This is a genomic window from Erythrobacter sp. MTPC3 (genome assembly GCF_042854385.1).
GTDB lineage: Bacteria > Pseudomonadota > Alphaproteobacteria > Sphingomonadales > Sphingomonadaceae > Erythrobacter.
The window spans coordinates 204,875-217,460 of sequence record NZ_BTGP01000006.1 but is presented as its reverse complement, the minus strand read 5'-3'; the positions used below and the strand labels follow the sequence as shown (position 1 = coordinate 217,460).

13 protein-coding genes are annotated in these 12,586 nt (G+C 58.2%); 6 read left to right on the top strand and 7 right to left on the bottom strand.

All coding sequences use genetic code 11. The features are described 5' to 3' along the window. Window positions 1–23 precede the first annotated feature (23 nt). Window positions 24–1,595, top strand: a complete 1,572-nt coding sequence (tig, locus tag ACGHU1_RS10355) for a trigger factor (RefSeq protein ID WP_390586572.1) — start codon at window positions 24–26, stop codon at window positions 1,593–1,595. Window positions 1,596–1,617: 22 nt separating this feature from the next. Here tig and ACGHU1_RS10350 read toward each other — a convergent pair whose 3' ends face one another. After that, window positions 1,618–3,195, bottom strand: a complete 1,578-nt coding sequence (locus ACGHU1_RS10350; protein ID WP_390586569.1) for an amidase — start codon at window positions 3,193–3,195, stop codon at window positions 1,618–1,620. A gap of 168 nt (window positions 3,196–3,363) precedes the next feature. On the opposite strand from ACGHU1_RS10350, the gene ACGHU1_RS10345 reads away from it, so the two are divergent. From ACGHU1_RS10345 to ACGHU1_RS10325, 5 genes are all read left to right on the top strand, one after another. Continuing rightward, on the top strand, window positions 3,364–4,662 hold the full coding sequence (locus ACGHU1_RS10345; protein WP_390586566.1) for an acyltransferase family protein: 1,299 nt from the start codon (window positions 3,364–3,366) through the stop codon (window positions 4,660–4,662). 85 nt (window positions 4,663–4,747) lie between these two features. Then, a complete protein-coding gene (locus tag ACGHU1_RS10340; protein WP_390586563.1) occupies window positions 4,748–5,452 on the top strand; it encodes an ATP-dependent Clp protease proteolytic subunit in 705 nt (234 codons plus the stop codon). Window positions 5,453–5,647: 195 nt separating this feature from the next. Further along, on the top strand, window positions 5,648–6,922 hold the full coding sequence (gene clpX / locus ACGHU1_RS10335) for an ATP-dependent Clp protease ATP-binding subunit ClpX (protein WP_390586560.1): 1,275 nt from the start codon (window positions 5,648–5,650) through the stop codon (window positions 6,920–6,922). After that, window positions 6,923–7,267, top strand: a complete 345-nt coding sequence (locus ACGHU1_RS10330; RefSeq protein WP_390586557.1) for a DUF1648 domain-containing protein — start codon at window positions 6,923–6,925, stop codon at window positions 7,265–7,267. Next, complete coding sequence (locus tag ACGHU1_RS10325; RefSeq protein WP_390586554.1) at window positions 7,254–7,610, top strand: low molecular weight protein tyrosine phosphatase family protein; 357 nt, start codon at window positions 7,254–7,256, stop codon at window positions 7,608–7,610. Before ACGHU1_RS10330 ends, ACGHU1_RS10325 begins: the two co-directional genes overlap by 14 nt. A gap of 120 nt (window positions 7,611–7,730) precedes the next feature. Here ACGHU1_RS10325 and ACGHU1_RS10320 read toward each other — a convergent pair whose 3' ends face one another. From ACGHU1_RS10320 to rpoH, 6 genes are all read right to left on the bottom strand, one after another. Further along, window positions 7,731–8,300, bottom strand: a complete 570-nt coding sequence (locus tag ACGHU1_RS10320; protein ID WP_390586552.1) for a fasciclin domain-containing protein — start codon at window positions 8,298–8,300, stop codon at window positions 7,731–7,733. A 153-nt stretch (window positions 8,301–8,453) separates the two neighbouring features. After that, window positions 8,454–9,239 carry a hypothetical protein gene (locus tag ACGHU1_RS10315; protein WP_390586551.1) on the bottom strand — a complete coding sequence of 262 codons (786 nt, stop codon included), beginning with the start codon at window positions 9,237–9,239 and terminating at the stop codon, window positions 8,454–8,456. After that, window positions 9,236–9,817, bottom strand: a complete 582-nt coding sequence (locus ACGHU1_RS10310; RefSeq protein ID WP_390586548.1) for a sigma-70 family RNA polymerase sigma factor — start codon at window positions 9,815–9,817, stop codon at window positions 9,236–9,238. The genes ACGHU1_RS10315 and ACGHU1_RS10310 overlap by 4 nt, the downstream gene beginning before the upstream one ends. Next, window positions 9,817–10,800, bottom strand: coding sequence for a cation diffusion facilitator family transporter (locus ACGHU1_RS10305; protein ID WP_390586546.1), 984 nt, complete (start codon window positions 10,798–10,800; stop codon window positions 9,817–9,819). Before ACGHU1_RS10305 ends, ACGHU1_RS10310 begins: the two co-directional genes overlap by 1 nt. Before the next feature lie 5 nt (window positions 10,801–10,805). Continuing rightward, window positions 10,806–11,477: a monofunctional biosynthetic peptidoglycan transglycosylase gene (gene mtgA / locus ACGHU1_RS10300; RefSeq protein ID WP_390586543.1), complete on the bottom strand. Its 672-nt coding sequence runs from the start codon at window positions 11,475–11,477 to the stop codon at window positions 10,806–10,808. 156 nt (window positions 11,478–11,633) lie between these two features. After that, window positions 11,634–12,539 (bottom strand): RNA polymerase sigma factor RpoH, encoded by a 906-nt coding sequence (rpoH, locus tag ACGHU1_RS10295; protein WP_390586540.1) that lies wholly within the window; start codon window positions 12,537–12,539, stop codon window positions 11,634–11,636. Window positions 12,540–12,586: the final 47 nt, after the last annotated feature.

Genomic DNA, 12,586 nt, shown 5'->3' with positions numbered 1-12,586 from the left:
TCAAGAAGGCTCTAGTACACCTCATGCAGACCAAGCAGACCACCAATGAAGGCCTCAAGCGCGCCTATCTGATCACCATCACCGCTGACGAGATCAGCGCAAAAGTGGATAGCGAGATCAAGAAGATCGCGCCGCAGGTGAAAATGCCTGGGTTCCGCCCGGGCAAGGTTCCGGCCAATCTCGTCAAGAAAATGCACGGCGAACAGCTGCACGCACAGACGCTGAACGATACGATCCGCGAATCGGTCGATTCTGTCCTTCAGGAAGAAAAGCTGCGTCCCGCCATGCAGCCGTCGATTTCGCTCGGCGAAGGATACGAAGAAGGCAAGGACGCGGAAGTCACGGTCGAGCTGGAAGTGCTCCCAGAAATCGACGCGCCCGACATTGATGGCATCAAGCTGGAAAAGCTGGTTGTCCCGGTGAAGGACGACCAGATCGACGAAGCAATCCAGAACATCGCTGGCCAGAACAAGAGTTACAAGGATGCGGCCAAGACCAAGAAGGCTGCTGACGGAAACCAACTGATCATCGATTTCGTCGGCAAGCTGGGTGATGAGGAATTCGAAGGCGGCAAAGCCGAAGATGCGGCGCTGGTGCTGGGTTCAAACACCTTCATTCCCGGTTTTGAAGAGCAGCTCGTCGGCGTGAAGACCGGCGATGAAAAAACCATCACCGTCACCTTCCCGGAAGATTACCAGGCCGATCACCTCGCCGGTAAGGAAGCTACTTTCGATGTAACGGTGAAGGCTGTTAAGGTCGAAACCGACACCAAGATTGACGATGAGTTCGCCAAGCAGCTCGGCCTCGACAGCATCGACAAGCTGAAAGAGATCATGAAAGGTCAGCTGGAACAGCAGACCGCCGGTCTGACGCGCACTCAGATGAAGCGCGCGCTGCTAGATCAGCTTGCCGCTGGACATGATTTTGCCGTGCCTGAAACCATGGTTGAGGCAGAGTTTGAGCAGATTTGGGCGCAGCTTAAGCAGGAAGCGGCTCAGGACGAAAATCCAGAAGACGCTCTCAAGCAGATCGAAGACGAAAAAGACGATTACAAGGCTATCGCGGAGCGCCGCGTGCGTCTTGGCCTGCTGCTGTCCGAAATCGGTCAGGCAAACGGTGTCGAGGTCAGTTCGCAGGAAATGTCGATGCTGATCCAGCAAGCTGCGCAGCAATACCGCGAAGAGGATCGCGAGCGCTTCATGCAGTATGTGCAGCAGGAGCCGATGGCCGCAGCCCAGCTGCGCGCGCCGCTTTACGAAGACAAGGTCGTCGACTTCCTGTTCGACAAGGCTGACGTGACCGAGCGCGAAGTCACGCAGGAAGAGCTGCAGGCAGCAATCGAAGCAGACGACGAAACCGAAGCCGAAAAGGCGAAGGCCGCTCCAAAGAAAAAGGCAGCGGCCAAAAAGGCTCCTGCGAAGAAAGCTCCGGCCAAGAAGCCAGCGACCAAGAAGGCGCCCGCAAAAAAAGCCGACGCTGAAGAAAAGCCAGCTGCCAAGAAGGCGCCCGCAAAGAAGGCTCCAGCAAATAAAGCCGCGGCAAAGCCAGCTCCAAAGAAGCCCGCCGGAAAGGCCCCGGACAAGAAGGCTGACTGATCAACCGGAAAACGGCGCGGGCTTACTCCTTCGCCGGTTTCCAGCGTTTGAATGAAGGCGCGGGCAGGGTGGCTGTCCGCGCCTTTTCATATGCAGCGCCCGCTTTCAGCACCGCGTGGTCTTCCCATTTCGCTCCGAAGAAACTGATGCCAACGGGCAGTCCCTCGACCGCGCCCATCGGCACGGTCAGATGCGGATAACCGGCAATTGCGGCTGGTGAGCCGAAGCCGATGGAGCCGTTGAAATTGTCGCCAACCACCAAATCGCTCACCCATGCCGGACCGCGTGTGGGGGCAACGAGGAATTGCACGTTGTTTTCGGCCAGCAGCGTGTCGAGCGTTTCCGCCCCTGCGATCCTGACTGCGTTTTCGCGCGCTTTCTCATAGGCTTCGCGGTCAGTCGTGCTTTCGGCGGTTTCGAAAATTCCCTGATCGAACCAACGCATTTCGACCGCAGCATTGGCCTCATTGAAAGCGATAAGGTCTGCAAGACTGCGCGGCGTCGGCTGGCCCTCCATCGCCGGAATGGACGAGAGGTATTTGCCCATCTCTTCGCGCAGCTCGAACAGCAGCACGGTGTAGCTGTCGCGGAACATCTCGCCGTTGGGTTCAAATTCGATATCGACCAGTACAGCGCCTGCCCGCTGCATATCGGCGAGCGCGCCGTCAAACACCTGCGCCACATCTTCACGGCTGCCAATCTGGCTACGCATCACGCCGATCCGCACCCCTTCTAACGAAGCAGCTTCGAGGCCGGCTGTGTAATTCGCCAAGCGCGGCGCGCCGATGGTGGAAGCATCGGCGGGGTCTTCGCCAGCAATCGCGCTAAGCAATAACGCCGCGTCGTACACTGTCTGGGTCATCGGACCGGCGGTGTCCTGCGTGCTGGAAATCGGCACGACATGGGTGCGGCTGACCAATCCGACGCTCGGCTTGAAACCGACGACCCCGTTGATCGAGGCCGGGCATGTAATCGAGCCATTGGTTTCCGTACCAATCGCGCCCCACGCAAACCCTGCCGCAATTGCCGCACCGCTGCCGGATGACGAGCCGCAGGTGTTGCGATCAATTGCGTAGGGGTTGCGCGTAAGTCCGCCAATTGCGCTCCACCCGCTGGTGGAATCGTTGGACCGGATGTTAGCCCATTCGGAAAGGTTGGTTTTGCCCAGAACCACGCCGCCCGCTGCGCGAAGATTGGCGATGAGCGGCGCGTCACGGCCGGTACGGTTGTTTGCAAGGGCATAACTGCCGGCTGTGGTCGCAAATTCGCGCGTTTCGATGTTGTCCTTGACCAGCACACTGCGTCCGCGCAGCAATCCTGTCGTGACGAGCGTGCGCGCCTCCATCGGCGCATCGGGATTGTAATCGATCACCGCATTCAGCTGCGGACCGGCATCATCCAGTGCCTGAATTCTAAGTATGTATTCCTCGACCGCATGCGCCTCGGCAAAGGAACTGGTGTCGACTGCAACCGTATCGCCTTGCTCGTCTGACGCGCTTTGTTTTGCCATAGCCGCGCCAGCACTGGCGGCGATCGAAGCGGAAAGAATGAAGGCCAGCGTCCGGTGGCCATCCTGCGATGCGGTGATTTTTGCGCTCATGCCGGAGTGATTGCGCGAATTTCTTCGCTCTGCAAGAGGCCGTCGCGCGAAAGGCGGGTAACCTTTTGGAAGGGCTACGTCTCAATAATGGACGCATGATTTGCTGTCATTGAGGATGACGGGGCGGTGGTTAGACGCGCATGCTCCGAACCGGCCGATTTTTATTGGATGACGATGCAAGCTGCCGAAACAGCCACACAGCCCGAGGCGCGAAAGCACTATCACGATATTGATGGTGCGCGTTCTGTGCTGATGTTCCTGTCGGTCGCTCTTCATGCGGGCACGGTTTATGCGCCTGCGCGGCCCTGGATCACGGCCAATACAGCCCGCGCAGATTTCTTTGACTGGCTTATCTTCGGCTTCCATTTGTTTGTCACCCCGACGTTCTTTTTCGTCGGCGGTTTCTTCGCGGTTCTGCTCCTCACGCGCCGCACGCCGGGTGATTTCCTCTGGAACCGGTTCCTGCGCAGCGCCGTGCCGCTGATCGCAGTTGCGCTTACTTTCAACATGTTGGAGCATTATCTGCGCTGGGGGGATGCAGGCGGCGAGGGCTCTGTGCTGGATTGGGTTTCCAGCCCCGCTTTCGTGAGCATTTGGGCAGATGGCACCTGGCAATTGCACCTCTGGTTTTTGGTCAGCTTGCTGCCCATGTTCCTGCTCGCGGCGCTGGTTCAAGTGATTTTGCCAAAGGACGCGCGTATCCGCTCCTTGGCCGCAACACTGGCTGACAGGTTTGCAGTGTGGATTTCCGGCAGTCTCGCTTTTGGATTTGCGCTGCTAGTGTTGGCGGCAGGGAATACCGCCAATTATTCTGCTGCGGCGATGGTTCCGGGTGGATACGATCTGATCTTTCCCGGCTTTCAGAGCCTTTACAAACTGACCTCGGAATTCCCGTTTTTCGTGGTTGGCGTCATGGCGGCATTATCGCCCCGTCTGCTCGCCGCGCTGTTCAAATGGCGCGCATGGATGCCTTTCGCTGCCGCTGCGGCACTGATCATCCAGCCTTATCCCGACACACAGCAAAGCTTTGCCGTGGGGCTGGGCATGTTGTTTTTGAACCAGCTGGCGATCTGGACGCTGGTGCTGTTCATCCTCCAGTTCTTTCACCGATTCTTCAGCGAAGGCGGTCCGCGCACGCGCTGGCTGGCCGACTGCGCCTTGTCGATGTATCTGTTCCACCACTGCTTCGTTTATATTTACGGACAAGCATTCACGGCGGCGGATTGGCCGATCTGGATTGAATTCGGCCTGGTCACCATCGGTGCAGCTGTGACGGTGATCGCTATCCACGAATTGCTGATCCGCCGTTTCGGGCTGCTGAGGCTGCTGTTCAACGGCAAAACCGATGTCGAGGCGGTCCGCCGCCAGCCGGGCGTTATCGCCGCCTTCTTCGGCTCACCGCATAGCCCACCGAAAGGACAGCAGGCGGGCGCACTGGGTTCTGGCGGGCAGCTTTCCCCCAGATGATTGATGCTGGAAAGGTTAAAGCCCTTGAATCCGGCATTGCCTGCCCCGACATTGCGTATCCGATATTCAAGAGGAACAATCCCATATGATCGACCTGTTCGGCAATTCCGGCGAAACCCACGGCACGCAAGGCCAATTCACGACTGACCCGCTCACCGGTGCACTGGTGCCGATGGTGGTGGAGCAGACCAGCCGGGGCGAACGCAGTTTCGATATTTTCAGCCGCCTGCTGCGCGAACGCATCGTGTTTGTAACCGGCCAGGTCGAGGACGGCATGGCTTCGCTGATCACGGCGCAGCTGCTGTTCCTTGAAAGCGAAAATCCATCAAAGCCGATTTCGATGTACATCAACTCGCCCGGCGGCGTGGTAACGGCCGGCATGGCGATCCATGACACGATGCAATACATCAAACCGCGCGTTTCGACCGTCTGCATGGGTCAGGCTGCATCGATGGGGAGCTTCCTGCTCGCCGCAGGTGAGCCGGGTATGCGCGTGGCCCTGCCGAATGCCCGCATCATGGTTCACCAGCCATCAGGCGGTGCGCGCGGTATGGCATCCGATATCGAGATCCAAGCGCGCGAGATCCTTCGCATTCGCACCCGCATGAACGATCTCTATGTCAAATACACTGGTCGCAGCCTTGAGGAAATCGAGAAAGCGATGGACCGCGATACCTTCCTCGAAGCGGAGGAAGCGAAAAAGTTTGGTCTGGTCGATAAGGTTTTTGAAACCCGGCCGGAAAATGAAGAATCTGACGATGAAAAAGGCTCCGGCGGCGCGCCCGAATAACGGGCGACTGCGCCTTGCGGCCCATCCCATGGGTGAACAAGAACAGCATTGGCCCGCGAAAAAGGTTAGAAAACTATTGCCCTCGCGGGCCAAAATACGCCTCCATGAGTTGATTCATCTGGAGTCGAAACTACACTCGGCGAATCCCCCAAGGCGCTTTGCGTCCTTTCGGCAAGGGGATTCGAGGATAACAGGATGACCAAATTGAGCGGATCTGACAGCAAAAGCACTCTCTACTGCAGCTTCTGTGGGAAGTCGCAACACGAGGTGCGCAAGCTTATTGCAGGCCCCACCGTCTTCATCTGCGATGAATGCGTTGAGCTGTGTAACGACATAATCCGCGAAGAGACGAAAGCGGGCATTGCAGGCAAGAAAGAGGGCGAAGTCCCCAGCCCGCGTGAGATCTTCGAAACGCTGAATGATTATGTAATCGGCCAGAACAGCGCGAAACGGAACTTGTCCGTCGCAGTTCACAACCATTACAAGCGCCTGAAACATTCTGGCAAATCGGGCGGCGACGTTGAGCTGGCGAAATCCAACATCCTTCTCGTCGGGCCGACCGGTACGGGTAAGACCCTGTTGGCGCAGACCCTGGCGCGCACATTTGACGTGCCCTTCACGATGGCCGATGCGACCACGCTGACAGAGGCGGGTTACGTCGGTGAAGATGTCGAAAACATCATTCTCAAACTGCTGCAATCGAGCGATTACAACGTAGAAAAAGCGCAGCACGGCATCGTGTACATCGACGAAATCGACAAGATTACCCGCAAGGCCGAAAATCCTTCGATCACGCGCGACGTGTCGGGTGAGGGCGTGCAGCAGGCTCTGCTGAAACTGATGGAAGGCACCACCGCCTCTGTACCGCCGCAGGGCGGACGCAAACACCCGCAACAGGAATTTTTGCAGGTCGATACAACGAACATCCTGTTTATTTGTGGCGGCGCGTTTGCCGGTCTCGACAAGATTATCGCGGACCGTCTGCAAAAACGCTCCATCGGGTTTGGCGCGCATGTGGCCGATCCTGACAAGCGCAAAGTTGGCGAACTGCTCGAAAAGAGCGAGCCGGAAGATCTGCTGAAGTTTGGCCTGATCCCGGAATTTGTGGGCCGTCTGCCGGTCATCGCGACCCTGCACGACCTCGATGTCGATGCGCTGGTCACGATCCTGCAAGAGCCGAAGAACGCCTTGGTGAAGCAGTATCGCAAGCTGTTTGAACTTGAAGACGTCGAGCTTACTTTCACCGATGAAGCCCTGAAAGCCATCGCTGAGCGTGCAATCCTTCGTAAAACCGGCGCACGCGGCCTGCGGTCTATCGTCGAAGGCATTTTGCTCGATACGATGTTCGATCTGCCCGACATGAATGATGTCAGTGAAATCGTGATCGACGATGAAGTCGTGGCGGGTAAGAAAGACCCGATCCGCGTCGTGGCGAACGACGATGACGGCGAAAAAGAAGAAGCGGCCTAAATGGTATCCGGCGGCGCCTTACTGGTCGCCGCCGCTGCTTCTTTGCTGCTGATCTTATCAGGGCTTTGGGCTGAAAAGCGTTTTGCCAGCTTCGACAGACTGCCCGCGCATTTCAATGGTGCGGGAAAACCAACCCGTTTTGCATCGCGTCGGCTGATGATATGGCTGACCCCGGTGATTTTTATCGCGTTGATCACGCTTGTAATTAGCCTGCTTGCGACCTTGCCTGAAAATCAGATCAACGGTGACCCTGACGATGCTGTCGTCCTGATGAGCACCATCATTATCGGCGCGCAGGCGTTCATCCTTTGGCTGACGACCCGCTGGGCGCGTGGGCAGGAGTGAGGCGGACCGCTCACGGCGGCGCAATTTTCTATTCGTCTGCGGAAAGAACCGCCTGCGAAGTCCAACGGCTGAGGCGATTTTCGCGGATACGTCCGGCATTGCCGTGCTGTCCGCCGGGGTGAACCGTGACGCAGACGAGCGGGTGTCCGATGAGCTGATCGAATGGGCTGACATCATTTTTGTGATGGAGCGAGAGCACCGCCGCAAATTGCAGGCAGCGCATGCCGGGGCGTTAAAAGACACGCACATCGCCGTGTTGGGCATCCCGGACGATTACGCATATATGGACCCAGAACTCACCGCGATCCTGCGGGCAAAGATGGCTCGCTGGCTTCCTCGCTGAATTGCAGAAAAAACCCCGCCCGGCCTGGAGGAAAGTGGCCGGACGGGGTGGTTTTTGCGTCGCTCCGGATGGGAGGGGTAGGGGACTTGGAACGACGCGAAAAATTCTATTGCAGCGGGATCAGGCTGGCAGGAACACTCCATCGGTCACGTGGATCGTGCCGTTTGAGGTCGATACATCTGCCTGCGTGACGGCCGTGGGGCGGCCCTTTGCATCAGTGATGATGATTGTATCACCGGCGAGGCGCGCGGTGAGCTTACCGCCAGCGACAGTGTCAATCGTGGCGCTGCCGCCGTGCTTGTTGATGAGCGCGACGAGATCGCTGCTCGTTACGTTACCCGCAACAGCGTGATAGGTGAGAATACCTGTCAGGGTGCCGCGGTTTTCCGGCTTCACCAGCGTGGCGACGGTGCCTTCTGGCAGCTTGGCGAAAGCTGTGTCGGTCGGCGCGAACACGGTGAATGGACCGGGGCTGGCGAGTGTATCGACAAGGCCGGCGGCCTGAACTGCGGCCACGAGTGTGGTGTGCACGCCGGTGCTCTGCGCGGTTTCGACGATGTTCGGCGCGGATGCCGCAGGCGTGTTGTGGTGGTGGGCTGATACTGGCGCGGCGCCAATTGCAGAAAGTCCGGCAGTCGCGGCGAGAGCTGCAAACGCAGCGGCTTTGATAGTCTTCGGGGTCACAGGCATTGGTATCTCCTTTGTCTGCAAGCCCCTCCCGGATCTTGCATGTGGAGCTACGCGGCCCTTTCAAAATCGGATGCGAAAAAGATTCCGATTTCCAAAAATATCGTTATGAAATAGCGTATTAACGCCTGAGACAGCACGGCGCATCCGGTTATGTCAAACCTGAGAGAAGGCACCTTCGGCCACAACCGGGCCTGCGCCGACACCTTCTGGCTTTCCGCCAATCGGTTCACGGGTAAGCAGCAATTGCACACCATCGCCAAGGTTGCGGGCAACCTCATCCGGCAAATCCATCGCGCGCACTTCGCCCGGAGTTACGACGCCCAGCGATTGCAAATCGCTGCCATCAGCGGGCACCAGCCACAGTTCGTGATCGTGCACGCCGTCGGCCGTGAGGCCAATCGCGCCAACCAGCATTTCCTCGGTCTCGGGAATATAGGTCACGTCGAGCCGCAATCCGGTTTCCCCAATGGGAACCTGCGCGACCAGCGGATCAGCACTGGCGAGGCGAGGCGTTTCGGTGCCAGCCGGGGCGACTACAGAAGTCTCTGAAGGTGCAAAGGCGAGCAGGGCCAGCGCGAGAGCCGCCGCTGCAGATGTAAGGCCTGCGGTCCACTGCCAGCGCCGCACTTTGGCATTGAGGGCAATGACGTTGGGACTGGCCAACCCGTCAACAGCGGTGCCGCCAACAGCCTGCGCCGATTGCTGCGCTTTCACACGGGCTTCGATTCGCGCCCAAAGTTCAGCGCTGGGCACCATCGGGGCGACTTCATCGAGCAGCGGCGCAAGCCGGTCTTCCCACTGGGCAACCTCTGCCGCGAATGCGTCATCCGTAACCAGACGCCCGCGCGCGGTCAGCAGCTCTTCACCTTCAAGCAGGCCAAGCGCATACTCCGCGGCGATCATGGCATCGTCACGCTTCATTTCGGTCTCAACAGTCATTCCCCTGCCTCCAGGCAGGTGCGCAGCTTCATCATGCCGCGCCGTATCCAGCTTTTCATCGTTCCAAGTGGCACATCCGCCGCATCGGCCAGTTGTGCGTAAGTCTTTCCATCAAAAAATGCCGCGCGGATATTGCCGCGGGCCGGGTCTTCGAGTGTCTCAAGACAGGTGTGAACACGCGCTGCACGTTCCCCGTCGATCATTATTTGATCGGCGAGCGGTGCGGCATCGGGGAGCGGTGCGGCCTCTTCGACCGGCACAGCTCCGCCGCGCACTTTACCCGTGCGCAGCCGGTCGATTGCGCGGTTGCGCGCAAACGTCGCCAGCCACGAAATCGGGCTTGCGCGTTCCGGATCGTAGCGATCGGCCTTTTGCCACAGGTTCACATAGACGTCTTGCAAGGCGTCTTCCGCCTCCTTCCTATCTCCCAAGATACGAAGGCATATTCCAAACAGTTTCACGCGGGTTGCGGAGTAAATCTGTTCCAGCGCTGCACTGTCCCCTTCACCAAGGCGAACCATTGCCGCGCGCAGCGCTTCGCGGGCTTCGTTGCTGGCTGGGGTAGGGCTGTCGGCCATCAGCAATCGGCCTCACAATCGGTGCCATCGCCGCGTTCGACCTGGATTGTCGCGTGATTGATCCCGAAATTGTCTTCGAGTGAATGCGCGATGTCATGCAGAAACGCGTCGTTACACGGGGCACCTGGCATCACCAGATGCGCGGTAAGCGCCGTTTCGGTCGTCGACATTGGCCAGATATGCAAATCGTGCACGGCTTCCACCCCTTTAAGTCCAGCCAAATGGCCGCGCACTTTGCCCACGTCAATCCTTGCAGGAACTGCAAGCAAGCCCAGCTTGAGGCTGTCTTTCGCCAGTCCCCATGTGCCCCATGCAATCATCGCAACAATTCCAACGCTGACCAGCGGATCTATCCACCAAAAACCGCTCAACAGGATTGCAAGACCGGCGATTACTACACCGACAGAGACAAGCGCGTCCGCCGCCATGTGAAGATATGCGCCGCGAATATTGAGATCTTCCTGTCCACGCATGAACAGCATCGCGGTCCCTGCATTGATCGCAATGCCGATCCCGGCGACAATAACCATGACCATACCTTGAGGCTCTTGCGGTTCAAAAAACCGGTGCGCGGTTTCATAAAGGATCGCGCCAATGGCCACCGCCAGCAGCAATGCGTTTGCCAGCGCGGCCAGAATGGTTGAGCTCTTATAGCCGTAGGTAAAGCGTTCGGATGGCGGTTTTTTCGCCGCTATGCTCGCAACCCACGCCAGCACGAGAGCAAGAACATCGGAAAGGTTGTGTCCCGCATCGGCGACCAGCGCCATTGATCCATAAAGAAAGCCGAAAGCCGCCTCGACCACCACAAACACCGAATTCAGGGCGATGCCGATAATAAATGCATTGCCGAAATCAGCGGGTGCGTGATGATGACCATGGTGGTTGTGCAGTCCGTGGCAATCATCGCCGCCCGCTTCGCCGGCGTGCGTTTGATCGACCGATTGCCCGTTTCCGGGATGGCTATGATTGTGACCCGAACCCATTGAGATCACTCATAGACGCAGGAATCGAGCCCGTCACCTTTAACCGTGTTCATACGCGAGGCGACAGTGCCGCCATACCGCGCAAGCCATCCGCCCGGATTTGTGACAGACCGCGTCTTCGGGCTGGGCAGGGCCACCGCCATCCGGGCGGCCTCTCGCTGTGAAAGCTGGGCTGCCGACTTTCCGAAATATCGCTGTGCGCCCGCTTCCGCGCCGTAGGTGCCGATGCCGGTTTCCGCGACATTAAGGTAGACTTCCATAATGCGCCGCTTGCCCCAGATGGTTTCAATCAGGGGCGTGAACCACGCCTCCAGCCCTTTGCGGAAATAGCCTCCGCCTTGCCACAGGAACACGTTTTTCGCGGTCTGCTGACTGATTGTGGAGCCGCCCCTGATCCGACCGCCTTGCGCGTTTTCTTTCATGGCTGTCTCGATCGCTTCAGTGTCGAAACCCCAATGCTCGCAGAACTTGGCGTCCTCGGAAGCGATGACTGCCGCGACCAGATTGGGGTCGATATTGTCGAGGCTTTCCCAGTCTTTTGTAATCCCGTTTTCATCCATCAGCATGGTCGCGGTGACAGGCACGGGAAGCCATTTGAATGCGACCACCAAAATCAGGCTGATGCCGACGAACCACAGGATTGTTTTTGCAAGGATGCGCACAAGGGTGAGAGCCATGCCAGTCATTTAGGGCCGGATGACCCTGCGCGCAAACGTGCTGTTGTGACGAGGGCAATGCGCACGGTGCTGTAAACAGAAACGCCGGAGGAAGTTCCCCCCGGCGTTTCAATGTTTGGTAATGAGGCGCCCCGTCGGAGCGTCATGAAAAGCTGATTACGCCATTCCCGGCAGCAGCCGATCTCCTGCGATGCGCTGCATGGCTTTTTGCAGCTTTTCAAAAGCGCGCACTTCGATCTGGCGAATTCGCTCACGCGACACGTCATAGACCTGCGACAGCTCTTCGAGAGTCTGCGGTTTTTCCGTCAGGCGGCGTTCGGCAAGAATGTGTTTCTCGCGGTCATTCAGGCTGTCCATCGCCTCGACGAGCATATCATGACGCACTTCGGATTCCTGAGCGTCGGCGACGAGTTCATCCTGTAGCGGGCCATCGTCCGTCAGCCAGTCCTGCCATTCACCGCTGCCGTCTTCGCCATTGCGCATCGGCGTGTTGAGCGAACCATCGCCGCCCATCATCATCCGGCGGTTCATGTTGACGACTTCCTGTTCCGGCACGCCCAGATCGGTTGCGATCTTGTTGACGTCGGCTGGCGACAGGTCGGTGTCTTCGTATGCTTCCAGCTGTTTTTTCATCCGGCGAAGGTTGAAGAACAGTTTCTTCTGTGCGGCGGTCGTGCCCATTTTGACGAGCGACCAGCTGCGCAGGATGTATTCCTGGATCGAAGCCTTGATCCACCACATCGCATAGGTCGCGAGGCGGAATCCGCGATCGGGTTCGAATTTCTTGACGCCCTGCATCAGCCCGACATTCCCTTCGGAAATGAGGTCGGAAACCGGCAGGCCATATCCGCGATAACCCATCGCGATCTTGGCGACGAGCCTCAGGTGGCTCGATACCAGCTGCGCGGCGGCATCGGGATCTTCGTGTTCAGCGTACCGTTTGGCGAGCATGTATTCATTCTCAGCCGTCAGCACCGGGTATTTCTTGATTTCCGACAGGTAGCGATTGAGGCCTTGCTCACCGCTCAGTGACGGGACCGTGGAGGTCTTTGCTTTACTCACTTTAGTCCTAACCTTTCTTGCGTCGACACCGGGTGCTGGACCCCTGA